The following is a 25,687-nucleotide window of genomic DNA, read 5'->3' as shown; positions in this document are numbered from 1 at the left end:
TTATGGACCAAGGATTAGTCATCGACTGGACTCAAATGCCCACCTACAACACGATCATGGCGGTGGCGGCCGGAGCCGGTCTACTCAGCCTCGTGCTGTTTGCCCGAAAGCTTATGGCTGGTGCTGAAGTCGACTTCCGCGGCTACTCCGCCAACTTTGGTGTGCTGGGCCTCATCCTCACCATCACGGGCGCCCACATGACGCTGACGTGGCCGTTTGCTGCGTACTTCCCGTTCGACAACATCATCTTCGGAGAGCCAAGCCTCGCGTTTGGTGTTTTGCTTCTCGCCGCGAGCTTCGTACTCTGGCGCCGCGCCGCAGTGCTCGAAGAGTCCGCGGATGCCGCGCGCACTGTTGCCCGCACCGCTGAGCCGCTTGGCGTACTCATCTTTGGTCTCGGCCTCGCCCTCGTCGGCATCGCTGCAGCAGGAGTTGCTTTCCAGCTCTTCGTCGCACCACCTGAGGAGCCCATCTCTGGCTACTTCTCGCAGTGGCCATGGGTTGAAATTACGTTCATGTCAGGCCTCTTCGCACTGGTCGGGCTTGGCGCGCTGCTCTTCCCGTTCGCCACGCGCACCTTTGCTGTGCGCAGCACCCCCACCAAAGTTCAGTGGGTTGCCGGTGTTTCGCTCGCCCTCGGCGGCATCGCATTCCTGCTCTTCGGCGCTCTCAACTTCTTTACCCACATCGGCCTCATCGTCAACACGATGGGCTAACTCGTCCTAATCCAGTACGCGTACTGCGCGGCAACCTAGCCGCGCAGTACCCAGGTCGCGTCGCACCTAAGCGATGCGGCTGCCGCGACTGAGTTTCGCCGCCGGAGTCGTGGTGCGAGCGTGCGCACCAATCAGCAGTCCACCCGCCAGCACCAGCTGGATGACGAGGCCAACTGCCCAACCCGGTGTCGTGCTCTCGATCGTCTCTCGTGCGGTGGGGCGGTCCTCATAGAGGCCGCTCCCCGGCGCGCACTCGTCGTAGACGGTGACCGTTTCCGGTGCCTGTTGTGCCGACCGCACGCTGAGTTTGATGAAGCCGAATAGATCGGTCGGCTGGTCGTACTGGTCGTAGGTTGTCGGCACCGCATCGGCGAGGATCACGTACGGGTTTGCGACTAGAGCGCCCCAAAATAGGTCGAAGCGTGGCACCGGATATTCGTTAGTTGTGGAAGAGGTGCAGCTAGTGGCAACCCCGTTGGAGTTGTATTCCTGGCCGTAGCTTGAGGTGCTCGTGACGGTTGTCTGCACCGCAAGACCGCCAAGGCCGAAGGCGATCAAAGTGCCGACGCTGAGACCTGCCACTATGAGATAGCTCGCGACAATCGAGAATAGCGGTCGAGACATGAGGCCCGAGAGGCCTACACCGACGGCGGCAACAATGCCGAGTTCACCCGCCAGCACGAGGATCGATACCAGAATCGTACCGAAACCGAGACTGCCGACAATTGTGGCGTAGATCAGAAATGGCACCGCCGCGGCAAGGAATGCGAGCGCCGTAACCCAGGCCGCAAGGAACTTTCCGAGGATCAGTTGCCACGTGGTGATGAGCGTCACCTGGGTGGCGGCCAGAGTTCCGGCATCCCGATCGCCATTGATGGCGTTGCCGCTCAAGGCGGGGGCGACGAGGGTGCCAAGCAAGAGCACGAAGTAGATAATCGTGGAGTAAATGCCCCCACCACCGTCTTCGCCAAACCCCAAAAAGGCGATCGACAGCAGTACGGTGACCATCAGGATGAGGCCAACGAACACGGCGAGCAAGATGTACCAGCTAAGACTGCGCACCCGTTGGCGCAGTTCAAGCGAAAAAATTACTCCGACACCGGAGAAGAATGCGCTCACTTGGTTTCCCCCGAACTCAGGTCGATAAAGGCATGTTCGAGGTCACCAACGGCGGGAGCAAAGGTGCTGATCGCAACCCCCGCTGCAACCAAGTGAGCAAGCAGGGCGGATGCCGCGGCTTCCCCCTCGAGAGCAACAATCAGTTCCGTGCGATCGGTCGCAATCGCCGCCTCTTCGATCCCGTCGGCGACGAGTGCCGCACGCAGGGCCACAACATCGCTTGAGCGGATGCGCCACGGTCGAGCACTGGCGCGACTGCGCGCAAGTGCCTCGGCCGACGCCGTCACCCCCTGGGAGATATAGACGGCACCATCGGCCATTTCGTCGAGTTCAGAAAGCACATGGCTCGACACCAACAGGGTCTTTCCTTCTGAGGCAAGGCGACGCACGAGGTTCCGCAGAGAGGCACGGGCCACCGGATCGAGGCCCGAAGCAGGCTCGTCGAGCAGCAGCACATCAGGCTCATGAACGAGCGCGCGGGCCAAGCTGAGTCTCTGCTTCTGGCCACGCGAGAGCACACGGGTTGGACTATCGGCGAGCTCCGGTAGGTCAACCAGGGTGATGAGTTCTTGGGCACGCGTTGCCGCAGCGGCCTTGTCTATCGCGTACATTTGCGCCGTGTAGATGAGGGTGTCGCGAACACTGAGGCTCGACCACGAGCCGAGCACGTCGGGCATCCACCCGAGCCGCGAACGCACCGCAGCTGTCTCGGTTACAGGATCACAACCAGAGATGCGGATGCTGCCGGAATCCGGCTTCAAGAGTGACGCCAGCATGAGCATGAGTGTGGTCTTGCCCGAACCGTTGGGGCCGATCAGGCCGGTGACAGTACCGGGCTGAGCGATAAAGCTTGCGTCGCGCACGGCATGCACCTGGCCGAACGATCGACCGACATGGTCAACGACTATGCCTGTCGGCGCTAGATCGCCCTGCACAGGGTCATTGTGCGCTGGGTCACTGTGCGCTGCCTCAACTGACGTCATGAGGTTGAGCATAACTTACAAAAGTGACGTTCAGTCAGCCCCGATGGGGAATGGACCGAGCCTAAATATAGATCGCTGGATCCGTGTAGTTGAAGCAGTCTTTCGGGGCCTTCGTGCCGCGTTTGGGTCGTGCTACGGCTGGCACCCCGACGAGCAGCGAGCCCTCGGGCGCATCCTCTACGACTACTGCGCCTGCCCCGACTACGGAGCCCGAGCCAACCGTGATGTTGCCGAGGATCGCTGCTCCGGCGCCGACCACGACATCGCTGCCGAGTGTTGGATGGCGCTTGCCACCCTCGGCGCTCGTGCCGCCCAGCGTGACCCCGTGATAAATGAGCACGTCATCGCCAACAATTGCGGTCTCACCGATAACAACGCCGGAACCGTGATCGATGATTACGCGGCGCCCGAGCTCTGCTGCCGGATGAATCTCCACGCCGGTCAAGAACCGAACGTACTGGGAGACCACGCGGGCGAGAAAGAACGCCCGCGCAGTCCACAACCAATGACTAAAGCGGTAACCCCAGACGGCGTGCATGCCCGAATAGGTCAGCCAAATCTCGAAAGCTCCGCGTGCTGCGGGGTCGCGCAAACGCACAGCAGCGATATCTTCACGGGTTCGAGGAAACAATTGGGCTATCCGTCAGTCGGGGTTGGCAGTGGTGCAGTCGTTGCGATCAGTAGCGCGGGGCGCTATTAATCGACGAGGTCTTCGTAGAGCAGCGTCGAGAGGTAACGCTCGCCGAAGCTAGCGATGATCACGACGATGGTCTTGCCCGCGTTCTCGGGGCGCTTGGCCAACTCGAGGGCCGCGTGAACGGTCGCGCCCGAGGAGATACCGGCGAGGATGCCCTCTTCTGTGGCAAGGCGACGGGCCATCGTTACTGACTGGGTGATGTTGACGTCGAAAACCTCGTCGTAGACATCGCGGTCCAGGATCTCGGGCACGAAGTTTGCGCCGAGTCCCTGAATCTTGTGGGGGCCAGGTGCGCCGCCGTTGAGGATGGCCGATTCTTCGGGCTCAACTGCAACTACCTTGATCTCGGGGTTCTGCTCCTTGAGGAAGCCGCCAGCACCGGTGATTGTTCCGCCGGTTCCGATTCCAGCGACGAAAATGTCGACGGTTCCGTCAGTGTCGTTCCACACTTCGGGGCCCGTGGTTGCACGGTGAATGGCGGGGTTCGCTGCGTTTGCGAACTGCTGCGCCGCAACTGCACCCTCGGTATTGGCAACAATCTCGGCTGCCTTCTCGACTGCGCCGCGCATGCCTTCGCCTGCGGGAGTCAAGACGAGTTCTGCACCAAAGGCGCGCAACAGCATCCGGCGTTCCTTGCTCATGCTCTCCGGCATCGTGAGAACTACGCGGTAACCACGTGCGGCACCGACCATTGCGAGCGCGATACCGGTGTTGCCACTGGTGCCCTCAACGATGGTTCCGCCGGGCTTGAGCGCGCCAGCCTTCTCGGCTGCATCGATGATGGCAACGCCGATGCGGTCCTTCACACTGGCGGAAGGGTTCTGGAACTCGAGCTTGGCCAACACCGTTGCGCCCACTCCCTCTGTTACAGAGTTAAGTTGAACCAGCGGGGTATTACCGACGAGTTCGGTGATGTTTTTGTAGATGCGACTAGCCATGATTCAGGGGTTCCTTAGCAGGTAGGAGATCGATGGGAGCTTGCTCACCATAGTTACTAGCAATCTGTGCGCCAAATTTATTTCATAAAACTGGGGAACAGACGAAAAGAGGGCCCCGCAGTGCGGGACCCTCTTCGCGCTATTCAGCTAACCGCCGGGTGTCATCTAGAAGACGAATACCGGTCGTGGCCAGCTTGAACTCGACTCCACAGTGTCGTTACCGGAGTATTCGACCCAGATGAAGTGGATGCCGGGGCTGAGCTTCGGCAACGTCACCGACGTCTTGCCCTTGTTGCCCACCTCGGATGTCGCCACAGCGGTGCTACCGTCATACACGGTCACCTCACCTGCCGTAGTTCCGTCCTTGCCGACCTTGACTTTCGAGTCGACCGTGACCGAGCGGTTGCCCCACACGAACCGGTTGGAGAGGCTCGAGCTGACTCGCGACGAGATCTTCTCAACCGATTGTGCTTCGGATACAGCCACACCATCCGTGAACCCGTCCTTGCTGGCCGTGACCTGCACGCTCAGCTCGGTTCCGATGTCTTCGGTGGTGATGCGGTAGCGACGGTCGGTTGCATCAGCTATCGGTGCACCATCCCGCAGCCACTGGTAGCTGAACTGAGCCGAACGCTCACTCCAGCGCCCTGGAATCGCCTTGACAGTCTTACCGACCTCCACCTTGCCGCGGATGCCCGGGGCGCTAGTGTTCTCGATTGCCTCAGCCGTCGTGACAACTTCAATCGGCACGACGATCGAGGTATTCGTTCCCGGAATCATCACGGTCAGCGCGAGCGTTCCCGAAGGCGCGCCGGCCGGAATCGTGACGGTCACCGTTGCGCGACCCTGCTCATCCGTCGTGTCGACGATGGTGCGGTCGATCGTTGCCGATCCGAGCACGATGCCATCGACCGAAACTTCGACCGTGGTGGCGTTTGATCCGCCACGACTGAAGGTGAGCGACGACAGATCAAGCGTGACGTCATCTCCGGGGTTATAACCGTCAGCGTCCGGAGCCGAAACAACAGCACCAATAGCGCGCTGTTCGAACGGCGGCGAAGCAACCGGGGTGGCCTCGAAGTAGTCGACCATGGCCTGCAGGTCAACTCGTCCGCTATCGGTGGGGTTCGAACCCGCCGCGAGGGTGGTGAAGTTGTCGCCACCAGCCGCGAGGAAGGAGTTAGCAACCACTTTGAAACTGGCTGCGGCATCCACTCGAACACCATTGAGGTACATCGCGGTCACGCGCTCACCCTGAGCTGCGGTGGGATCGTAGGCGTACGTGAAGCCCTCCGAAACACCGAGCTTAAGGAACGGACGCTGCGCACCCGCTGGCTGCCACTGCTCTTCAAGAACCATCTTGAGCTGGGCACCCGTTAGCGACATCGTCGTGAGGGTATTGGCAAATGGCTGCACGTTCGCGGCCTCGCGGTAGGTCACATCACCGTCAGCATCGCCCGCACCTGAGGACTCGTAGACGAGGTCAGTGCGCAAACCACCAGGGTTCATGAACGCGATCTGAGCACCCAAGCCCGAAGCGACGCCGAGCTGAACGTCAGCAACAAAGTTGCCGAGCGTCGACTCTCCACCACGATTCTCGGGGAACGCTGACTTGTCAGTCGGGTTTCCCACCGCACGGTACATGCTGTCAGTGATTTCGCCCACCTTGACCGCACCAAGCACGTCAGCGATGGCGGTTGCCTCGTCGACGATAGCCTGCACGGCAGCGTCCGGAACGAAGCCGGCAATCGGCAACACCTCGGCGTTGAAGTTGATAATCTCCTTCGTCGCCGGGTCAACAGTCAGATCAAAGTGAGCGTAGTTAGTTCCGTACTGTCCAGCCGAAACCACCAAACGCGGCCGGTCCATTCCTGGCACCGCAACCTCGTGGTCGTACGCCAGGTGGGTGTGACCCGAAACGATCGCTTCAACCTTCGGGCTCAGTCCCATGACGATCTGGCCAAACGCCGAATTGTCGGTCGATGCTGCGATGCCAGTCTTTGCCGCACCCTCGTGCACGAGAAGCACGAGCACATCGGCTTCGCCATTGGCGTCGTCTCCGTCAGTTAGATAGTCGGCTACCCGGTCAACCTCGCTAACGATTCCACGAATCTCCAGCGACGCGATTCCCGAGGGCCTGACCAGCTCGTTAAGGCCCTCAGTAACGGCACCGATAAATCCGACGGTCACACCATCGAACTCTTGCAGGAAGTACTCGTCATAGGCCGGAGCGTTTGTGGCCCGATCATAGAGATTCGCTGCGAGGTAGGGCCAGTTGGCGGCTTCCAGAATGCGGTCGTCGACATCGGCACGACCCTGATCGAATTCGTGGTTACCGAAGGAGCTCGTGGCGAGTCCGATTTCGTTGAGCACGTCAATCGTGGGCTGGTCGTTCTGAATGAACGACGTGAATGTGGATGCACCAATGAAGTCACCGGCACCAACAAACGTGGTGTTCGGGTTCTGTGCCTCCCAGAAGTTCACCATTCCACCGAGCTGCGCTGCACCGGGAATACCGCGATCAACCTCGATACGACCGTGGAAGTCGTTCGTCGTCAGAATCTCGATCTCGACCGGGACCGCCTCAGTGCTGAGGCCGACGCTGATCGGGTCGTGATCGCTTGAGCGGAATACGGTGCCAGCTTCTGTTGCTCCGAAGGCGTAACCGCGATCTGACCACTCTGGAGAGTTGATGTTCCAGACCGCAGCATCGGTCACCTTGTCGGCAAGCGACGGCGAAACGATGATGTGATCGAGCGATCCCAGTTCACCATCAAAGGTGTAGGTGTACTTGTCGTCAGTGGTTGCCGCAAGGGTGTCAACGTAACCAGCCGAAGTGAACACCTGAACCGGGTCTTCTTCAGAGTAGGAGTTGAAGTCACCAACAAGAACAACCTGGTCGCTCTTGGCAGGGTCAGCAGAAATGCTGTCAACGAGAGCCTTTACCGCGGTGGCCTGCTCAACACGTTCAGTGTTGAAACGACCCTGTCCGTCGGCAGGTTCAGCACCCGATCCACCCTTCGACTTGAAGTGGTTAGCGATCACCGTGATCATTTCGCCATTCGACTCAAAGGTTTGAGCGATCGGCTCACGCGCGATGTCCCAGACCGTCTCGTCAACCGCAGTGAAGCTGTCGCCAACCGGAGTCGCCGATGCCGGCTTGAAGATAATTGCGTTGGTGATGAAGTCGGTGATGGCTGCATCGTTCAGCGCTGCGGGGGTGCGAACGTAATCCCACGTTCCCGCGCCAGCTGCCGCGTTGAGAGCACCCACGAGATCCATGAGCGCTTCGTCAAGACCGCCACCCAACTTAATGGAGTTCTCGATCTCTTGGAGACCAACAACATCCGCATCGAGCGAATTGATTGCAGCAACAATCTTCGACTGCTGAATCGCAAACTGCGCAGCGGTGGAAGCACCACGCGCATCCGGATCTTCACTCTTCAGTGTCGTGAAGTAGTTGAAGACGTTGAATGCTGAGACCGCGAAGTCTCCTCCAACTACCGGAGCCGACGCTTCGCGTGGGTTCGTCGAGGCGAAAGTGGGGAGATACTCTGCCGCACTCGAATCGTTGATCGCGATGGTCGGCTGCAAACGCCAGTCGCCAAAGCCGTAGCTCAGAACGTAGGGGTTCGCCGGGAACTCAACGGTGTCACCGTTGCGCACAACAGTGCCAGCCGAGAAGTACGGCTGGTCGCCGGGGTGAGACCCGTTAGAGATTTGGATGCTGTAGCCATCATCGAGGAAGATGCGGCTCGCACGGTTTGCTGCTGCGATCGCGTTGGCAGCATCACCGGCATCCGTGGTTTCGGTGCTCTTGACGGCAAGTTCACCTGGGCTGAGCCAGAGGGTGCCGAAGTTGTAGAGCTGGTGGCTTGAGCTGACCAGGTAGTCCCCAGTGGGGGTAACCAGCATCGACTCGAATGGTTCGCGATCGTTGCCGACAACACTGGCATCAAGCGCCGTTGCTTGCACCATGTCTTCGGCCGCGAGCTGCGCCGCCTCAATAACGAGCTCAACAGTGGCGGGAGTTGCCCCTGCACCAAGCTGGGTTTGACCGAAGCGTTCATCAACCGGGCCGGTCGCGGTGACCTTGTCGCCGATCGATACTGCTGGGTTCAGATTGTTGAGGTAGAGGAAGATTCCGTCGGAGGCACCGGGCGTCGCGTCACTCGCACCACCCGAACCGGGAGTCTGGATCACAATGCCGCGGTAGCCAGAGGCTCCACGGTAATCAGCAGTGACGACACCTTCTACAGTGACGGTCGAACCCACCATTGGGCTCGCTGCTGTTGTGCCTTGAACATCGGCAATAGTCGCCGTTGCGTCAACGGCCAGTACGGCCGGAGCGATAATTGTGGTCAACGCGATCGCGCACGAAGTGGCAAGTGCCCCTATCGTGAGTCGCATTGGCCGGCTGCTTCGATAATGCATAGCGGGCAATCCCCTCGAGAATTATGAAATCTGCGGTCTACCCCCATTGGGGGCATGAGTGACCATATCGTCGCTCACAGCTCATTCCAAGGGTTAAATCGAATTGCTCATGTGCGCGTAACCCACTGTTAGCGTGCACATTTTCTGGCAACCCCGCCAACGCTCGCGGCAGCATCGGCCCAGATCCGGCATCCGCTCAGTGGGCAGCTGATCGCGCAAAAGCGTGCGCTCGAGCCGCCAACGAGCGTGAGATGCGGCCAAAGAGTTCGAGGCTCGCCTGTCCTGGCCACTCCGTCGGCAGCGCTGAGTTCGGCAATCCGGGATCAAGATAGGGGATCACGCGCCACTGATCCAGAGCATGGATATAGCGGGCGAATGCTTCAGCATCGGTCGCGGCCGGGCCCACCTGGCTCGAGTGCTGAGCGAGAAAGCGTTCATGAAGTTCACGCAGGCGTTCCAAATCCCACCACTGGGCTGCGGCATCTTCCAGCGAGCGGTTCGCCTCGGGTCGACCCGTGATGAACAGGGTTGCGCACTCTCGCAGGTCGAGGTCGTCGAGAATCTCTTGCACCTCATCCTTGAGCGCTGCGGGGCAAATCCACAGCCCCGTCGCGACAGTTCCGCAGCCGATCCAGCCGAGTCGGCGACGCAACTGGTGGCGGGCATCCCGCCGCGACTCAGGAATCGAGAACGAGATCAAACACCAGTGGTCGTCTTCGCGCTGCTGCCGAAAACTGAAAATGCGGCGGTCGCCACTCTCCAACATCGGCACCGCGTCGGCATTGACCCGGTACCCCTGTTGCCCGTTCACTACCTCGGAAAACAGCAGACCTTTTGATTTCACTCGAGTGATCGCACTGCGAGCGCCATTGGCTGGCACTCCCAACGCCTCCATGATGCGTACGAGCTGCGCCGACGAGATCCAGCCACCAAGCTGACGCAGCTGCGAGCCAACAAACGTGCGCAGCAGTGACGTGGCACTTCCAGGGCGGGAGTCGAAGTCATCCAGAATCACGGCTGGCTACTTGACCATCTGCGCGTGAATTGCTTCAACGCCAAGCTGCACTTCGGCAAAGGTGGTGCTGAGCGGTGACAGCCCTAAGCGGATACTGTGGGGCCGCCGGAAGTCAGGAATGATCCCCTGTTTCCATAGCTCTGCATTCACATTCGCGAAGCTCTCGTGATCGATCGTGACATGGCTGCCACGCTCGGCGGCATCGCGTGGTGAGCTCACGGTAACGCCGAGAGGCACGAGCAGTTCGTCGACGAGCACGAGCGCATATTCGGTGAGCGCGACAGACTTCGCGCGGATCGCCGAAATCCCCGCTTCCTCGATAAGCCCGAGCATGTCTTGCATCGCGAGCGATCCGACGATCGAAGGCGTACCACTGATGAAGCGCCGGATGCCGTGGTGCGGCGCATAGCCTGGCCCCATTTCGAATGGGCTGCTGCTGCCCATCCACCCCTGTATCGGCTGTGTCATGGTCTCGATGTGTTCTGCGCGGACGTAGCCGAGCGCCGGGGAGCCTGGCCCGCCATTGAGGTATTTATAGGTGCAGCCGGCGGCGAGGTCGACGCCCCAGTCATCGAGTTGGGTTTCGACGACTCCCGCGGAGTGACAAAGGTCCCAGAGCACGAGCGCCCCCGCGTCGTGGGTGAGGGCGGTGATGCCGGGCATGTCTGCGAGGTAGCCGGAGCGATAGGCGACATGGCTGATCACGACAAGCGCCGTGTTCTCGCTGAGCGCGGCTCGTACGTGGTCGGCGGTCACTCCCCCGTCGATAGGCGGGTCGATCCAGCGCAACGTCTTGCCAAGTTCGTCGGCGATGCCCTCAACGAGGTAGCGGTCGGTAGGAAAGTTGCCGGTGTCGATGACAATTTCGCTGCGATCGGGGCGTGCGGTCAGCGCGGCTCGGATGAGTTTGTAGAGCACAACGGTGGTCGAGTCTCCGATGAAGGTTTGACCGGGGGCAGCGCCCAGGGTGGCAGCACCAAGACGATCGCCGAGCGTCAGCGGAAGCTCGTACCAGGCTTCATCCCAGCCGCGGATGAGGCGTCCGCCCCACTGCTCACTAACGAATGACGCTAACTGTTCGGCGCTCGCGGTCGTTGGCCGTCCAAGCGAATTGCCGTCGAGGTAGGCGCGCACTTCTGGCGACCGCACGAACTTCGCAGGAAAGGCGGCAAGCGGGTCGACTGCATCCAGAGTCACAGCGTCGGGTGTGGTTGTCATTGGGTCCTCATCAGTTCTCGGGCGGTCACTACGGTTGCGGTCATCAGCCATTCGGCAAGATCGGTGTCGACGTCGGGGACTGTCGGAAGGTGGCTCACTGTGCTGCCGAAGCCCGGCAGACAGAGGGCGCGCAGTAGGGCATCGTTGCGCACGCCGGCATCCTGTAGTGCCGTTAGTTCGCGTTGGTTGAGTCCGGGGGGAAGGTCGCCGTTGCCCATATCGGTGCCATAGTGCACGATTCCCCCGGCGTGATGGAACCTTCGCAGGTTGTCGCTCGCGGTCTCGAACTCTGAGCCACGCTGGCCATAACCGTGGATGTCGAGGGTGCTGATCCATGAGTGGCGACCACCCAAGAAACGCGGGTTTGGCTTTACCATCTGCTCGATCAGGGAGTCATCGAGGCGCTCAGACCAGGGGCTATGAGCGAGGCGATCGACACCCGCAGTGAATGCTCGCAGCGCCTGACCTTTGCCCTGAACGTGGGCGACCACTTCGCAGCCTCGGCTGTGGGCGTACTCCACAATCGCGGTCAACGTAGCGTCAGAAATGACGGGTCCATCGTCGGTGTTGAGTGTGACCTTCACCAGGGTTGCCCCAGCAGCCACCTGCTCCGCTACGACCGTGATTGCCTGCTCGGGTGTCGCGACTTCGCACACGGAAAGCGTTGCAGCCCAGGCCCGAGTGGAGGGGTAGCCGCCGGGAGCCGTAATGAATGCCCCGGCATAGCGCAGCGCGGAAACCTCATCGTCGTCAGCCCACTGGATCAGCCGAGCGGGGTCACCACCCAAGTCATCAACGGCAGCAAGTCCGCCAGCAATGAGGGTGCGCGGCTCGATCAAACCAAGGTGCACGTGTGAGTCACGAAAACCCGGAAGCAGCACACCCGGAAGGTGCCGGGTGGCGGCGGTTGGGGCATCGGTGGTACGGGCATCCGCAGTCGGGGCATCCACAGTTGGGTTATCCGCAGTTGCGGTATCCGAGAGTACGGTGATTGATTCTGGCGTGACCCGCACTGTTGCGGGCCCGTGCCATTCGCGCATCCAATACCCGTCGATTCTGTAGTCGATCGCCGGTGCTGCGGGTTCGCTCACGAGCGCCCGATCTCGGTTCGCACGGCGAAGAGCTCAGGGAAGAAGGTGAGGTTGAGGGCTTTTTGCAAGAAGCTGACGCCGCTTGATCCGCCGGTGCCGCGTTTCATCCCGATGATGCGCATGACTGTTTTCATGTGGCGGAAGCGCCAGAGTTGGAAGTTGTCTTCGAGGTCAACGAACTCTTCGCACGCTTCGTAGGCGAGCCAGTGTTCGCTTTCGTTGTCATAGATGTGGCGGAACGTTTCGATGAGGTCATCGTTTTGCTCGTAACCGCGGGTGACATCGCGGTTGAGTACGGCATCCGGGATGTCGTAACCATGACGAGCGAGGTAGCGCAAAAACTCATCGTAGACGCTGGGTTCGGCCAGCAGTTTGCTGAGCAGAGCGTGGGCTTCGGGATGCGATTCGAAGACCTTGAGCATGCCAGCGTTCTTGTTGCCGAGCAAGAACTCCACTGCACGATATTGGTACGACTGGAATCCGGATGAGTTTCCCAAGTAGTCGCGAAATTGCGAATATTCGCTGGGCGTGAGGGTCGCGAGCACCGACCACTGCTCGGTCAGGGTGCGCTGGATGTGTTTCACGCGCGCAATGCGCTTGAGCGCAATAGAGAGGTTGTCGTTGGCGATGAGATCGCGGGCCGAGGTCAGCTCGTGAATCACGAGCTTCAGCCATAGTTCAGTAGTCTGATGCTGGATGATGAACAGCATCTCGTCGTGATGCTCGGGCTTGCTCTGCGGAGTTTGCGCGCTCAGCAGCTGGTCGAGTTCTAGGTAGGAGCCGTACGACATCCGCTCGCTAAAGTCGGTAACAATCTCGTCTTCGATGGCACGTTCGTTATGGGTATCCGACATGTCGTCACCCTATTGCGCTTTCGGGACGATCGCCACACTTGTGTTCGCGTGTTTACGCACTGCCGCTGTGCGAGCACGTGCAGCGGGCGCCAACCCCCACAATCGGAAAGCCCCGGATGCCGACCACGCGAGTGGGGCATCCGGGGCTTTCCTGTGCTGGGTAAAGCTAGCTTCGTGGTTAGAGCGCAGCCAACTTGTCGATGACGGCGTCTCCGGCAGCTACGTCGATCGACTCTGCATCGATCTCGGCGCGGCCGAGCAGTTCGTCCATCTTGCGACGACGGTTGCGGTTGATCAGCGTGACAACGGTGCCGACCTTGCCTGCGCGACCGGTGCGACCTGAACGGTGCAGGTACGTCTTGTACTCCTCGGGAGCATCAGCCTGAATAACGAGGCTGATGTCATCCACGTGGATGCCGCGGGCTGCAACGTCTGTCGCGACGAGCACGTTAACCTTGCCGCTCGTGAGCATCTGCAGGTTGCGGGTACGACGCGACTGGTTGAGGTCACCGTGGAGGCTGGTTGCCGGAGTTCCACCCATGCTCAAGAATTCGGCCATCTCTTCAGCAAACGCACGCGTGCGAGTGAAGACAAGAGTCTTGCCCGCACCAGCAGCAAGCTGCTTGATGATCGCGCGCTTTTCGCGCTGTTCAATGAGCAGAACCTTGTGGTCGATCGTGGAAGAAGCCTGGTCTTCGCCAGCAACCTCGTGCACTGCCGGGTCAACAAGGAACTCCTTGACGAGAGTGGCAACACCCTTGTCGAGGGTCGCCGAGAAGAGCAACTTCTGGCCGCCTTCGCTGGTCTCACGCAGGATGCGCTGAACGGGCTCAAGGAACCCGAGGTCGCACATGTGGTCTGCTTCGTCGAGAACAGTAACCTTCACCTGGCTGAGGTCGAGTCGACCCTGCTCGATGAGGTCTTCAACGCGACCAGGGGTAGCGATGATGACATCGACACCACGCGTGAGGGCTGCAACCTGCTTGTACTGAGGAACGCCACCAACGATGGTTGTGGTGAACAGGCCAACGCTGCGTGCGATGGGCTGAATGGTGCGGTCGATCTGCTGAGCAAGCTCACGGGTCGGAGCGAGGATGAGGGCGCGAGGCTTGCGACCCATCTGACGGTCCTTGCCACCATTGTTTTCCATGAGGCGCTCAACGAGGGGCGCACCGAAAGCGATGGTCTTGCCCGATCCGGTCTTTCCGCGGCCAAGAACATCCTTGCCGGCGAGAACGTCGGGGATGGTTGCTGCCTGGATGGGGAACGGCGATTCTGCGCCCATGGATGCGAGCTGACGCGAGATATTCGAACCGATACCGAGGTCGATGAAGGACTTGCCTTCTACCTCGCTCGCGGTAACTACCTTGGCTACGAGACGCTCAAGAACAACATCTTCTTGCTGTGAGTGCGACGACTTGCCATCGCGGGCGGGGTAGTACGCGCTTTCGCGCGGCTCCGAACGCTGAGCGCGGTCGTTGTAGGACGGGCGCTCTGAACGGCCACCGGCATTGCGGTCATTGTATGAGGGGCGTTCGGTGCGCTGAGCGCGATCGTTGTACGCGGGGCGTTCGGTGCGCTGAGCGCGATCGTTGTACGCGGGGCGTTCGGTGCGCTGCGGGCGGTCATTGTAGGCCGGACGCTCCGTGCGCTGGGCACGATCGTTGTACGACGGGCGCTCAGTACGACCAGCGGATGCACCACGGTCGTTGTACGCGGGACGCTCTGAACGACCACCGGAGTTGCGGTCGTTGTAGGAGGGACGCTCGGTACGGCCACTCGAGTTGCGATCGTTATACGACGGGCGCTCGGTGCGACCAGAGTTGTTGCGGTCATTGTATGAGGGACGCTCTGAACGACCAGCGGACGCTCCGCGGTCGGGACGGTCACCATACGACGGGCGCTCTGAGCGGCCGGCGTAACCGCCACGCTCGAGGCGCGAGTCGCGCTGCGGGCGGTCGCCGTAGCCACCGCGGTCGGGACGTGAATCGCGCTGGGGGCGCTCGTTGCGGTCACCCGATGTCGGGCGGCCTCCACGCTCGGGGCGGTCGCCGTAGGAGGGAAGTTCGCTGCTGCGCTGCGGGCGGTCACCGTAGGAGGGACGATCGTTGCGGTCGCCATTTTCGGGGCGTCCGCCACGGGCAGGCTTTTCGCGAGGAGTCCAGTCGGGGCGGCTATCGCCACGGCCACCACGAGAAGAACCGGTGTTGCGGTCTCCAGTGCGTGCGGCACGGTCATCGGCACTCCAGCGACGCTTGGGAGCTTCGCCCTGGTCTGGGCGGAATCCGCGGTGACCTTCGCTGCGTGCTCCGCTGCCACCCTTAGGGGCAGACTTGAAGTTTTTTCCGCTACGGCCAGTGGCGGGTTTATTGAAATTAGGCATAGTTCTTTCCGGGTTATTCGTAGATGAAACACATCTAGTGCGTGGAGCACGCGCGCACGCTAACGCTCACCATTTAATTAGCTAGAGACCGACTGGCTAGATACCGATTGGTTATCTTCTAATTAGCTTGAGCATTCGTGCGCTGCACTTCTGAACCCGGGCAGTCTTTGACCGAGGCCGTCACATACATTCGTGTGATTGTCACCAGCTGGATTGGCTGGCAAACCGGCCCGCAAGACTTACAAACCCATACGCGAAATTTCGCGCTGTCTTGAGCCGACTTAACTACGTTACTCCATTGCGCGTCCGATAGCGAGGATCGGGATGCCGCAGCCCCGTCTTTAGACGTTGTGGTCGTACGGAAGATTGCGATCCGGCCCCGGCTCGGGAGGAAGCGTCTTTTCAGTACGACGCTCTAACCACTTGTGGTGGTCGCGCAACCCTGCGGCTACAGCAGCCCGAATGAGCCAGTAGGCGAGGTAGGCGCCGACCGCGATCGCCACCAAAGGCAGCCCGATCGATATGAGAAGGAACGAGGTATTGCCGAGCATGAGCTCTCCGTTTCTATTTGAGGCGCGAGTTCACTGCGAACTGCAGTGCGAAGGTGTCGATCTGCTCTCCAACCGGTGCCAGCCACTCGCCGACTTCCCGGAGCAGCTCTTCGGGGGTCACCAATCGCACCGTGTTCTGGGGATCCGTGACGATCGTGAGCGGTGCATCCGCAAGTCGGTGCACGACAGCCCACGAACGAATCGTTAGCTGTGGGCGATCGGCGGCGTGACGTTGAGCGGCAATCGCGGTGGTGACGTTGATGAGTTCATCAATCTTGCCGTCGCGCACAACGCGGCCCCACGCATCCAACACATACTCACCTGGCGCCCAGAGCAGTGAGTCGATGAACGCGATCTGGTTTCCGGCAACGACGGCGTGCCCGACGTGTGCGGTACGCGAACCAGGAATTGAGAGGCCGTGAACGATAGTGACACCGGGCATCCGCAGAAGCTGTTCCAGCAGGGGCGCGCTGAGGCGTTCAGCAACGGCAAGTCTCCGCTCCAACTCACCAGAGTTCTCATCGATCACAAGGGGCTCGCCGGTGAACTGACGTTCACGCTGGCCACCAGGAAACACTGTCTTGCGCGCTGTGACGACGTTGCCGCGCCAGTGCGCAAAGCTACGCACTTGAGTGGTCAATTTCACCCAGACCACAATCGCGAGACCCAGAAAAACCACGCCGGCGATGAGCAGCGGTAGGTTCGCGAACTGCGGGATGGTCGTGAATTCGGATGCCACATCCTGATTCTGAACAACAGCCAGTCCCGCAGAAACCACACCGAGAGTCGCTGTCACGGCGAAGAACAGGAACATCAACCGGGCAACAGGCACGGCAATGCTTAATCGCGCGAGAGTAACCGCGATCAGCACAATGACAAGGTCGGCCGTTATCGCGCCGAGTAGAAGCTGTCGACCGGCATCGGCCGCGGGGGCAGCGAGGTACTCGAGAAGGTAGAGCGCTATGCCACCGACTGCAACGACCAGCAACAGCACAAACACCACGTGAGTGGCAGCAGTGAGGGGCGCGAACTTGGGTGGCGATTGTGGCCAAACCGTCGGCTGCTCGGCCCAGAGCTTCTGAGCCCAACCGAACTGATCGGCACGAACGATCGGCACCGGAATCGAGCGCCCGATCGTGCTATTTTCCCCAATAGAATTCATGACAGAATCTCCATTTCCCCCGGATCAGCCTAGGGCATCCGAGGGAAATGGACGAGTCAGAAATCGTTAGCTTGTGGCGCCTACCGCGCTCGAGTCGACACCAGCCTTCTTGGCAGCGCGACGACTCTTGCGGTCAGTGCCAGCAGCCTTGCGGTCTTCGCGACGTTCCTTGGCACCCTCAACGAGGTAGTAGAGAACGGGCAATACCACGAGTGTCAGCAGGGTCGAAGAAACGAGGCCACCAATAACGATGATTGCGAGCGGTTGCGAAATGAATCCGCCCTCGCCCGTGAGGCCAATACCGAGTGGAAGCAGCGCGAAGATTGTCGCCGCTGCCGTCATGAGAATCGGGCGAAGTCGACGCGAAGAGCCCTCGATGATGGCTTCGCGAGCACGCATGCCCTTCACCCGGTACTGGTTGATGAGGTCAACGAGCACGATTGCGTTCGTGACGACGATACCGATCAGCATGAGCACGCCGATCAGCGAAGCAACACCGAGCGGGATGCCCGAGATCACCTGAAGTGCGATTGCACCGGTTGCCGCGAACGGCACCGACACGAGCAAGAGCAGCGGCTGGCGCAGGCTCTTGAACGTCGCAACCATCACGACATAAACGATCAGAATCGCGACCAAGAGCGCAAGGCCAAGCTGCTGGAACGCATCCGTCTGCTCGGTAGCAACGCCACCCAGCGAAGCCGAAGCGCCCGCCGGCAGCTCTGCCTCATCGACGGCGGCAGCAACCAGAGCTGATGCCGAACCCACGTCGTCACTGCTCGGAGTGACGCTGACAGTCGCGCTGCGCACGCCCTTCACAGACGTGATGCTCGCCGGACCGTCGTCGACGCTCACGGTTGCCACATCGGTGAGAGGAACGAGCCCGGCAGCACTCGGAATGTCAAAGTCACGCAGCTCCTGAATCGTGACCGGTGCGGACTCGTTAAGGATATAGATCGACAGCGTCGCTTCGTCAATCACCGCGCTGCCAACAGCACTCGGGTTCATCGCGCCGGTCACAATTCCACCAACAGCAATCTCGCTGAGGCCAAGTTTTGCGGCCTTGTCGCGGTCGACCGTGATTGAAATGAACGGCTGCTGCTCCGAAAGGTTGCTTGTTGCTTCAGCAACCACATCGAGGTCGCGCACCTTCTTGAGCAGGGCATCCGATGCTTCGCGCAGTTCGGAATCACTGGTCGCGGTGATGTTGATCTCGATGTCGCTCGAAGCGAATCCACTGGACGCCGCTGCGAGAGTGACCTCGCCGGCATCATCAATGCCAGCGACGGCATCACGCACGTTCGCTTGCAGCTCGACCTGGTCGACCGCGGGGTCGGTGGTGAGCGAGAAGGTGCTCGCGCCACTGCCGGAGAATGCTGCGCGCAATGATCCGCCGCTTGAGCCAATCGACAGCTGTACCGTCTCTACGCCGTCGAGATCGATGAGCACATCTTCGACCTTCTTCGCCGCTTCGTCACGTGCTTCAAGGCTCGTACCGAGAGGCAATGTCTGGCTCACGGTGAGCGTGTTCTGTCCGCTGTCGCCGATGAAGTTGGTCTTCATGAAGGGGAGAAGGGCGACGGTTCCGCCCAGCAGAAGGGCTGCAACCAGGAGCGTGGCAACTGGGCGCTTGAGTGTCCACTTGATCACGGGGAGGTAGCCACGTTGCAGCGCGGTCGTCTTCTCCGCCTGAGGAAGGCCAGCAGCGTGCGCGTGCTCGACGGCTTCCTCGGTGTGACGCGGTGCAACCTTGTTTCCGAGGAACCAGTAGGCCAACACGGGAACGATCGTGAGCGAGACAAAGAGTGAAGCTGCGAGCGCGATCGCGGTCGTGAGCGCGAACGGTCGAAACAACTCACCAGTGATGTCGCCAACGAGCGCGAGCGGCAGGAACACCGCAATGGTCGTCACTGTGGATGCCGTAATAGCTCCCGCAACCTCCTTCACCGCTGTCTGGATGGCCTGCAGTTTCTGCTCCCCCATCGACACGTGGCGCTTGATGTTCTCAATGACCACAATCGAGTCATCCACTACTCGACCGATGGAAATGGTGAGCGCCCCGAGGGTGATGATGTTGAGGGTGTAGCCCGACACCTGCATCCCGATGAAGGTGATGAGCACGGATGCCGGGATTGAGATTGCGGTAACCAGCGTCGAGCGGATCGACAGCAAGAACACCAGAATCACGATGACGGCGAAGACGAGGCCGAGCAATCCCTCAGTAGTCAGGCTGTTGATCGATTCTTCGATAAACGGTGCCTGGTCGAACACGACAGTGAACTGGGTGTTGTTGCCGAGCGCGCTTTCGAGCTCGGGAATGAGGTCGTTCACCGCTTGCGATACGGCAACAGTGTTGTCCGCAGGGCTTTTGGTGATGGCAATCGTCAGCGCGTCTTGGCCGTCGACTCGCGAGATTCCTGTCTCAGGGTCATCGATCACTTCTACGGTCGAGACGTCGTCGAGGGTCACAACCTCGGTGTTCGTACCGCCAAGCAGCGGAAGCGCTGCGATCGCATCCGTCGTCGTGATGCGGTTGCCAGCCTGAACTGTGAGCGTCTGGCCGTCTTCAGTGATCTCCCCCGCGGGCAGCAGCACACCGTTGTCATCGAGCGCCGAGCGGATGTCGGCGTTACTCAAACCATTCACAAAGAGTTTCTCGGGATCGGGAGTGATAACCACACGCTGGGTTGACGTGCCGAGCAGGCTTGCGTCACTGACGCCATCCAACTTCTTGATATCAACGAGGGTGGATGCTTCGAGCTTGCGAGAGAGCTCTCTGGCATCGAGATCACTAGACACCGCGATCTGCACCACGGGCAGATCGGTGAAGTTGAAGGTGAAGACCTGAGTGTCTGCAGAGTCGGGCAACTGGCCCGAGATGCGGTTGATGGCGAGCTGAATCTTCTGCTCGGCGGTGGCGATGTTGGTGCCGTATTCGAACGAGGCTGAGATGTTCGAGAAGTTGGAGTTTGAGGTTGCCGTGGTCGACTCGAGACCGGGCACCCCCTGAATGGCAGCTTCAATCGGCGCGGACAGGTCTTTATCAACAACCGCGGGTGACGCCCCAGGGTAGGTCGAGACGATGAAGATCTGCGGCAGCGACAGCGACGGGATGAGCTCTTGCTTGAGCGACGTCAGCGCCAGCCCACCAAAGATTCCGATGACGATTGTGACGAGCGCGATGAGGGCTCGGTTGCGCAAAGAGAAAACGGAGAGCAGGTGCACGAGGTAACTTTCGTTGCTGTTAAACGAGGGCACGGTGGCGTGAACCACTACTTGGTTGAAGCAATTCTCTCAGCACACGAATCAATCCGCGTACTCTCGCGAGATTACTTGTGCACTAAACGACGTTTGCCAATTCGCTGCTTGCCGGTGAGAACGGATGCCGCATCACCGTCGACCAGGCGGCGGCCAGTGCCGAAACACCCTGTTCCAATTCCGCAGCGTTTCCGCTGAAGGGAATGCGGAGGAATCGCTCAAACGCCCCATCCATACCGAAGCGCGGACCGGCAGCAATCACAAGACCTTCGTTGCGCGCAGCCAAAACGAGTTGTGAGCTGACTGGCTGACCGAGTCCGACCCACGCGGTCATCCCGCCGGGGGTGTGGGGCACCTGCCAGCTGGGGAGGTGTTCGGCGAGGAGGGTGGAGAGGTGCTCGCGGCCCGCACGCAGTGACGTGCGCCGATCATCCAGAATCGAGGGGAAGTCTTTGAGCACATTGGTGACGACCAGCTGTTCGAGCAGCGGGGTTCCGAGGTCACCGGCTGATCGGGCGCGGACTAGCTGACGGATGGTGGCGTGATCGGCGCGGATCCAGCCAGTGCGCAAACCACCCCACACTGTCTTACCAACTGAGCCAACTGAGATCGCGTTGCCATGGGAGGCAAAGGGCAGCCGGTTACCGGTGCCATCGAGGTTGAGCTCCGCCATCGTCTCGTCGGCAATTACCGCAGTGCCATGGCGTGCAGCAAGCTCAAGCAGCTTTCCGCGAAGTTCATCGGGCATCGACTGCCCAGTGGGGTTGTGAAAGTCGGGCATGAGATAGGCCAGCGAAGGGCTCGTGCGTTGGATGGCCTGCTCTACGGCGAGCGCATCCCACCCCGTCTCAGTCGAAACCCCAACCGGCACGAGTCGTGCGCCGGCAGCACGAAGCGCATCGAGGGCGTGCGGGTAGCTCGGGTTCTCCATGAGGGCGCGATCACCGCGCGACATGAGAGTGCGCGAAATGAGGGCGATGGCATGTTGGGCGCCGAGGGTGACCATGATCTGGTCGGGGCTGGTGGGCAGCCCGCGGTCGGCGTACCGCTGGGCGATAGCCTCACGCAGCACCGGAATGCCGACGGGGTCGAAGCCCGACTCGCCCAGATAGGCAGGAAGCTGTTCGGCCGCGAGCCGGGACGCGGCAATCACTTCAGGCGCGGCAGACATTGCCGATTTACTAAAGTCGAGCATCTGCGGTGCTGCAGTGTCGGGAATCAGCGACGACCGATGTGGCAGCTGCGCCACACTTCCTGAGCCACGAGTGCTCTCCACGTAGCCACCCTCGCGCAGCGACGAGTACGCCGCCGTCACCGTGGTGCGGCTCACGCCGAGAGCGAGGGCCAGTTCCCGCTCGGCCGGCAGGCGCGTCGAGGTCAGAATGCGGCCATCCATGACCAGCAGGCGAATGCGGTCGGACACAGCCACGTACGCCGAAGCGGATGCTGCGGACCGCCATTCGCCCATCATTACGACCAATGCGCGTGCAGAAAGGCTATTCATGAGGCCAGAATACCCGAATTGGCCTCTTGTTTAGAGTCCAATTGCATAATTGGATATCTTTATGACTCCTCGTCTCATCATGGCTCGCCGTGTAGCCCAGCTCGCCTTTGGGCTTTTCTTCTACGGCTTCGCCATTGCGCTCATGATTCGCGCAGAAATCGGGGTCGCCCCGTGGGACGTACTCGGGCAGGGTGTCTCGCTCACTACCGGCCTTCCCTTTGGGCTTGTCACTAACATCGTTGGCCTGATCGTGCTGCTGCTATGGATCCCGATCCGCCAGAAGCCCGGTATCGGCACTGTCTTCAACGTTGCGCTCGTTGGGCCCAGTGCTCAGCTTGGTTTGTGGATGCTGCCTGAAATCGAAGGGCTATTCGTGCGCATCCTGCTTTTCGTAGCCGGCCTCGTCTTGCTCGGTATCGCCACAGGCCTCTACCTGGGCGCGCGATTCGGGCCGGGCCCACGCGATGGCCTAATGACGGGCATCCATCGCAAATTTGGGGGAAAGATTTGGATCGTTCGCAGCGGTATCGAGATTGTCGTGCTCACCATCGGCGCGATTCTCGGCGGAAACCTGGGGTGGGGCACCCTCGCGTTCGCGCTACTGATCGGCCCCATCGTGCACTTCACGATTCCGTGGCTGATGGTACCGGCGGCAATCACCCCTGCGGCTGACGCGACGACTGCCGAAACGGGTGCCGTGGAGTCAGGCAAGCCTGAGACGGTTACTCGCTGAACTGCACCGGCACATAAACATCCTGCACTCGGTCGTTAAGCGCAGTGTGGTCGTTGCGGGTATAGATGCCGCAGGCGTTCGCGAGGCAATCGGCATCTTCGCCCTGCGGGTCGCCCAACTCTAGGTAGGCAGTGAAGGTGCCTTCCGAGCTGTCGTCATAGCTGCGAGCGCCGAAGAGCCGCCACGCCCAGTCAGCGTTGATCCAATTGCTCGGAGCCCACTGCACCGTGCCTGCCGCTACGTCTTCTTGCCGCTGGCTTGGCACACCACCGATGCAGGGGCCCGGCTTGTCTGCGGCGGTCGCGGGGATCACGCAGACAGCAACGTAGACACCCTGCGATCCGTCAAATCCAGTGCCGCTCACGACGACTCGTTCGCTGCGAACGAGAGCCTTGGTCTCGATCGGCTCGCCGTTCTCGCCAGCAACGCTGAGCGTGCGCGTTCGTCCGTCATCACCAGTCGCTGTTACCGAGAGAGGCCACCGCTCATCGGTCTGCTGCTGGTTCGACTGCCCGGCGCTCTCATGGGTGAGAATCGGCACCGCAATGATGGCAACTGGCACGAGCAGCACGGCGACAACCGCCAATACGATCCACGGCCACAGACGACGGCGTGAAGCGGAGCGGGGCATGGGGCAAGTCTAGGGCCGCAACAGGCCACGGCAGGGTGCCCGTTTGTCATAAGGTGACAGTGCGGGCCAACCGCCACGGACCACCGAAAGGGCACGCAATGATTCGGGACCTTGCTGCTGTTGCCGTTGGCGGCGCGCTCGGTACCGGACTGCGTTTTTCCCTCGATCTCGCCTTCGCGACCACCGATGACCTGTTTCCGGTCTCAACGCTCATCGCAAACATTGTTGGCAGCTTCGTACTCGCCCTCCTCGTCGCCAAGTTGTGGGGTCCATCACCCACGTGGGCGCGCGCCGGACTCGGTGCAGGCTTGCTCGGCTCGTTCACCACATTCTCTGCGCTTGCTGTCGCCGTTGTGAACCTCATTGGTGTTGACCAGTGGATGCTCGCCATCATCTACTTGGCCGCGACGATGGTGCTCGGGCTCGCCGCCGCAGCCTTCGGGTTGTGGCTCGGTTCGCGTCGCGCCCTCCGTTCCGGCAGCGACGATGCTGAGCTCGACAGCGACACCGTGCACGCGGAAATGTTGACCGAATGACCGGCGGGGTAGTTGCAGCGATCCTCGTTGCGGGGGCGGGCGGCTCAATCTTGCGGTACCTGACGGCTCGCGCGTTCGCATCCAACGAGCGATTCCCGTGGGCGGTTCTGATCGTCAATGCCGTTGGGTCTGCGCTCGGCGGCATGCTTGCTGGGCTCGCGCACATCGGCACGATCGACCCCAATCTCGAAGTCGTGCTGCTCACCGGACTGTGCGGCGGACTCACCACCTTCAGCACCCTCAGCGTCGAGACGATTCAGTTCGTAACGCTCAAACGGGTTCGAACGGCGCTCGTCAGCGTGGCAACCAACCTTGTCGTGGGCATTGGCGCTGCGGCAGCAATTTACTTCTGGCTGATTGCCCTGGCGGCCTAGTTTCAGCGCCTTCGGTAGTTGTGATTAATGCGGTGCGGGTGCAGCAATCAGGCAGAGCGGGCTTCGTCGACGAAAGCGTGGATGAGACCGGGGTCTTTCACTCCGCGGCTGACCTCGACGCCACTTGACACATCAACGCCGCGTGGTTTTCCGGCTCGAACAAGCTCGGCAACGTTCTGCGGAGTCAGGCCACCGGCCAAGATCCAGAAACCGGTTGGGGCCGCGTCAGCGAGCAGTGACGGGTCAAACGCGGTCCCGCCGCCCGGGGTCACGGCGTCGATCAGTAACCGGTCGTCAGGGCGCAATTGCCCGGCGAAACTGAGTCGACGGTAGTCGTCGATCGAGATCGCACGGATGGTGCCGAACCCCTCTGCTCGGAGTTGATCGAATTCAACATCGCCCTCGTCGCCGTGCAGCTGCACTGTCGTGACGCCGGCACTGCGCGCGGTGCTGAGTACCGTGTCAATGGGCTGATTGCGGAAGACACCGACGGTTTCGATGGATGACGGCAACTCGGTCATGAGCGACCGCGCCTGTTCGGCCGTGACCTGGCGAGGGCTTCCGGGCGCAAAGACGAACCCGATCGCGTCGGCGCCGCTGTCGGCGCCGGCCGCCACGGCATCCCTAGTGGAGATTCCGCAGATCTTCACGAAAAGTCGGGTCATCCGACGGATGCTCCGGGGGAGGCTAGAACCAAGGCGGCTGCAGCATGGCCGCCGACGCACGCGTTCTGCAGGTCATGGGTTGAGAGGAAGGCACTCAGGAATCCTGCCGCAAACGCGTCACCGGCTCCGGTAAGGTCACGTATCTCCTGCACGATCGGCACCGGAACCACAATTCGTTCGTCGCTCGGCCGGTGCACGATGGTCGGGTCTGCGCCTGCTTTGGTCACCACAATCGTGCTGGGAAGCCGCGTTGCTCGGGAGCCAGGCTGCCCATCAACGACCAGCTCGAGAAATTCCGTTTCGCTCTTGTTGCCGATGATGAAATCGGGGCGAAGGTCGGCCATCAGGTCGAGGAAGCGCTCCACCCCATACTGGGCGAGCATCCCGGTAGAGGCGACGTCAATGGAGATCAGAATTCCCTTCTGCCGAGCGCGACGAATCACATCGATCGTCGTCTTTCCGACGGGGTCGCCGTTGAAGGAATACGCCGACACATGGAGAAGTTCGAGCCCATCCAGCCACTCATCGGGAACGTCATCGAGCAATGTCGCCGCTCCCCGATTGGGCAGCATGCTGCGTTCACCATCCTGATCGATCAGGATGACGATGGTTCCGGTGGCCTGCTTGCGCTGAACGCGCACGTCGACGCCCTCCGCCTCCAGATCCTGAACCAACGAGTCACCGAGGTTGTCGGTGCCGACGCAGCCGATGAACCGCGTAGGGCCTAGATGAGTGAGTCCTAATGGTCGTAGGCGATGAGGGATCGTTTGTGTGATGCTCCGATGAGCCAGTTGTGCCAGATTCCTGTGGCGAGGGCGAGTAGGCGGG

At 60.8% G+C, this 25,687-nt stretch carries 21 protein-coding genes; 4 read left to right on the top strand and 17 right to left on the bottom strand.

Annotation, left to right across the window (positions count from 1 at the left end; genetic code table 11):
* Nucleotides 1–2: 2 nt before the first annotated feature.
* A complete protein-coding gene (locus tag ABD112_RS09375) occupies nucleotides 3–716 on the top strand; it encodes a DUF981 domain-containing protein (protein ID WP_343925285.1) in 714 nt (237 codons plus the stop codon).
* Between the two features lie 66 nt (nucleotides 717–782).
* Here the strand turns inward: ABD112_RS09375 and ABD112_RS09370 are convergent, their stop codons facing one another.
* The 14 genes from ABD112_RS09370 to yczR form a co-directional block, all read right to left on the bottom strand.
* Nucleotides 783–1,835 (bottom strand): ABC transporter permease, encoded by a 1,053-nt coding sequence (locus ABD112_RS09370; RefSeq protein WP_343925284.1) that lies wholly within the window; start codon nucleotides 1,833–1,835, stop codon nucleotides 783–785.
* Nucleotides 1,832–2,818: an ABC transporter ATP-binding protein gene (locus tag ABD112_RS09365; RefSeq protein WP_343925282.1), complete on the bottom strand. Its 987-nt coding sequence runs from the start codon at nucleotides 2,816–2,818 to the stop codon at nucleotides 1,832–1,834. The genes ABD112_RS09370 and ABD112_RS09365 overlap by 4 nt, the downstream gene beginning before the upstream one ends.
* Before the next feature lie 61 nt (nucleotides 2,819–2,879).
* Entirely contained in the window at nucleotides 2,880–3,449 is a 570-nt protein-coding gene (gene cysE / locus ABD112_RS09360) for a serine O-acetyltransferase (protein ID WP_343925281.1), read from the bottom strand.
* A gap of 65 nt (nucleotides 3,450–3,514) precedes the next feature.
* Nucleotides 3,515–4,453 carry a cysteine synthase A gene (cysK, locus tag ABD112_RS09355; protein WP_343925279.1) on the bottom strand — a complete coding sequence of 313 codons (939 nt, stop codon included), beginning with the start codon at nucleotides 4,451–4,453 and terminating at the stop codon, nucleotides 3,515–3,517.
* 165 nt (nucleotides 4,454–4,618) lie between these two features.
* The gene (locus ABD112_RS09350) at nucleotides 4,619–8,863 is read right to left on the bottom strand and encodes an ExeM/NucH family extracellular endonuclease (protein ID WP_343925278.1); all 4,245 of its coding nucleotides are present in this window, start codon (nucleotides 8,861–8,863) and stop codon (nucleotides 4,619–4,621) included.
* A gap of 220 nt (nucleotides 8,864–9,083) precedes the next feature.
* The gene (locus ABD112_RS09345; RefSeq protein WP_343925276.1) at nucleotides 9,084–9,902 is read right to left on the bottom strand and encodes a PaaX family transcriptional regulator; all 819 of its coding nucleotides are present in this window, start codon (nucleotides 9,900–9,902) and stop codon (nucleotides 9,084–9,086) included.
* A 6-nt stretch (nucleotides 9,903–9,908) separates the two neighbouring features.
* Nucleotides 9,909–11,120 carry a kynureninase gene (locus ABD112_RS09340; RefSeq protein WP_343925274.1) on the bottom strand — a complete coding sequence of 404 codons (1,212 nt, stop codon included), beginning with the start codon at nucleotides 11,118–11,120 and terminating at the stop codon, nucleotides 9,909–9,911.
* Complete coding sequence (locus ABD112_RS09335; RefSeq protein WP_343925272.1) at nucleotides 11,117–12,211, bottom strand: amidohydrolase family protein; 1,095 nt, start codon at nucleotides 12,209–12,211, stop codon at nucleotides 11,117–11,119. Before ABD112_RS09335 ends, ABD112_RS09340 begins: the two co-directional genes overlap by 4 nt.
* Nucleotides 12,208–13,065, bottom strand: coding sequence for a tryptophan 2,3-dioxygenase (kynA, locus tag ABD112_RS09330; RefSeq protein WP_343925270.1), 858 nt, complete (start codon nucleotides 13,063–13,065; stop codon nucleotides 12,208–12,210). The genes ABD112_RS09335 and kynA overlap by 4 nt, the downstream gene beginning before the upstream one ends.
* Nucleotides 13,066–13,243: 178 nt before the next feature.
* The gene (locus tag ABD112_RS09325) at nucleotides 13,244–15,448 is read right to left on the bottom strand and encodes a DEAD/DEAH box helicase (RefSeq protein ID WP_343925268.1); all 2,205 of its coding nucleotides are present in this window, start codon (nucleotides 15,446–15,448) and stop codon (nucleotides 13,244–13,246) included.
* Between the two features lie 341 nt (nucleotides 15,449–15,789).
* Nucleotides 15,790–15,999, bottom strand: coding sequence for a hypothetical protein (locus ABD112_RS09320; RefSeq protein WP_343925266.1), 210 nt, complete (start codon nucleotides 15,997–15,999; stop codon nucleotides 15,790–15,792).
* A gap of 13 nt (nucleotides 16,000–16,012) precedes the next feature.
* Entirely contained in the window at nucleotides 16,013–17,161 is a 1,149-nt protein-coding gene (locus ABD112_RS09315; RefSeq protein ID WP_343925264.1) for an MATE family efflux transporter, read from the bottom strand.
* Between the two features lie 66 nt (nucleotides 17,162–17,227).
* A complete protein-coding gene (locus ABD112_RS09310) occupies nucleotides 17,228–20,383 on the bottom strand; it encodes an efflux RND transporter permease subunit (RefSeq protein WP_343925409.1) in 3,156 nt (1,051 codons plus the stop codon).
* 115 nt (nucleotides 20,384–20,498) lie between these two features.
* Entirely contained in the window at nucleotides 20,499–21,920 is a 1,422-nt protein-coding gene (gene yczR / locus ABD112_RS09305) for a MocR-like transcription factor YczR (protein ID WP_343925262.1), read from the bottom strand.
* A gap of 61 nt (nucleotides 21,921–21,981) precedes the next feature.
* On the opposite strand from yczR, the gene yczE reads away from it, so the two are divergent.
* A complete protein-coding gene (yczE, locus tag ABD112_RS09300; protein ID WP_343925260.1) occupies nucleotides 21,982–22,653 on the top strand; it encodes a membrane protein YczE in 672 nt (223 codons plus the stop codon).
* On the opposite strand, the gene ABD112_RS09295 is transcribed toward yczE, so the two are convergent.
* Entirely contained in the window at nucleotides 22,643–23,284 is a 642-nt protein-coding gene (locus ABD112_RS09295; protein ID WP_343925258.1) for a hypothetical protein, read from the bottom strand. The genes yczE and ABD112_RS09295 overlap by 11 nt on opposite strands.
* A gap of 98 nt (nucleotides 23,285–23,382) precedes the next feature.
* Between ABD112_RS09295 and ABD112_RS09290 the strand changes: the two genes are divergently transcribed.
* A complete protein-coding gene (locus ABD112_RS09290) occupies nucleotides 23,383–23,820 on the top strand; it encodes a fluoride efflux transporter FluC (RefSeq protein ID WP_343925256.1) in 438 nt (145 codons plus the stop codon).
* The gene (locus ABD112_RS09285; RefSeq protein ID WP_343925254.1) at nucleotides 23,817–24,194 is read left to right on the top strand and encodes a fluoride efflux transporter FluC; all 378 of its coding nucleotides are present in this window, start codon (nucleotides 23,817–23,819) and stop codon (nucleotides 24,192–24,194) included. Before ABD112_RS09290 ends, ABD112_RS09285 begins: the two co-directional genes overlap by 4 nt.
* Before the next feature lie 47 nt (nucleotides 24,195–24,241).
* Here the strand turns inward: ABD112_RS09285 and ABD112_RS09280 are convergent, their stop codons facing one another.
* Nucleotides 24,242–24,859, bottom strand: coding sequence for a phosphoribosylanthranilate isomerase (locus ABD112_RS09280; RefSeq protein WP_343925253.1), 618 nt, complete (start codon nucleotides 24,857–24,859; stop codon nucleotides 24,242–24,244).
* Nucleotides 24,856–25,623, bottom strand: coding sequence for a carbohydrate kinase family protein (locus ABD112_RS09275; RefSeq protein ID WP_343925408.1), 768 nt, complete (start codon nucleotides 25,621–25,623; stop codon nucleotides 24,856–24,858). The genes ABD112_RS09280 and ABD112_RS09275 overlap by 4 nt, the downstream gene beginning before the upstream one ends.
* Nucleotides 25,624–25,687: the final 64 nt, after the last annotated feature.

It is taken from the genome of Rhodoglobus aureus, from assembly GCF_039527955.1.
Taxonomy (GTDB): Bacteria; Actinomycetota; Actinomycetes; order Actinomycetales; family Microbacteriaceae; genus Rhodoglobus; species Rhodoglobus aureus.
Note: the sequence above shows the minus strand (reverse complement) of the source record. Positions and strands in the feature narration are given on the sequence as shown.

Excerpts from the sequence above, each read along its gene's own strand:
- ABD112_RS09375 (WP_343925285.1), top strand. The coding sequence starts at position 3 with ATGGACCAAGGATTAGTCATCGACTGGACTCAAATGCCCACCTACAAC.
- ABD112_RS09365 (WP_343925282.1), bottom strand. The coding sequence starts at position 2,818 with ATGACGTCAGTTGAGGCAGCGCACAGTGACCCAGCGCACAATGACCCT.
- cysK (WP_343925279.1), bottom strand. The coding sequence starts at position 4,453 with ATGGCTAGTCGCATCTACAAAAACATCACCGAACTCGTCGGTAATACC.
- ABD112_RS09350 (WP_343925278.1), bottom strand. The coding sequence starts at position 8,863 with ATGCGACTCACGATAGGGGCACTTGCCACTTCGTGCGCGATCGCGTTG.
- ABD112_RS09340 (WP_343925274.1), bottom strand. The coding sequence starts at position 11,120 with ATGACAACCACACCCGACGCTGTGACTCTGGATGCAGTCGACCCGCTT.
- kynA (WP_343925270.1), bottom strand. The coding sequence starts at position 13,065 with ATGTCGGATACCCATAACGAACGTGCCATCGAAGACGAGATTGTTACC.
- ABD112_RS09325 (WP_343925268.1), bottom strand. The coding sequence starts at position 15,448 with ATGCCTAATTTCAATAAACCCGCCACTGGCCGTAGCGGAAAAAACTTC.
- ABD112_RS09320 (WP_343925266.1), bottom strand. The coding sequence starts at position 15,999 with ATGCTCGGCAATACCTCGTTCCTTCTCATATCGATCGGGCTGCCTTTG.
- ABD112_RS09315 (WP_343925264.1), bottom strand. The coding sequence starts at position 17,161 with ATGAATTCTATTGGGGAAAATAGCACGATCGGGCGCTCGATTCCGGTG.
- yczR (WP_343925262.1), bottom strand. The coding sequence starts at position 21,920 with ATGAATAGCCTTTCTGCACGCGCATTGGTCGTAATGATGGGCGAATGG.
- yczE (WP_343925260.1), top strand. The coding sequence starts at position 21,982 with ATGACTCCTCGTCTCATCATGGCTCGCCGTGTAGCCCAGCTCGCCTTT.
- ABD112_RS09295 (WP_343925258.1), bottom strand. The coding sequence starts at position 23,284 with ATGCCCCGCTCCGCTTCACGCCGTCGTCTGTGGCCGTGGATCGTATTG.
- ABD112_RS09290 (WP_343925256.1), top strand. The coding sequence starts at position 23,383 with ATGATTCGGGACCTTGCTGCTGTTGCCGTTGGCGGCGCGCTCGGTACC.
- ABD112_RS09285 (WP_343925254.1), top strand. The coding sequence starts at position 23,817 with ATGACCGGCGGGGTAGTTGCAGCGATCCTCGTTGCGGGGGCGGGCGGC.
- ABD112_RS09280 (WP_343925253.1), bottom strand. The coding sequence starts at position 24,859 with ATGACCCGACTTTTCGTGAAGATCTGCGGAATCTCCACTAGGGATGCC.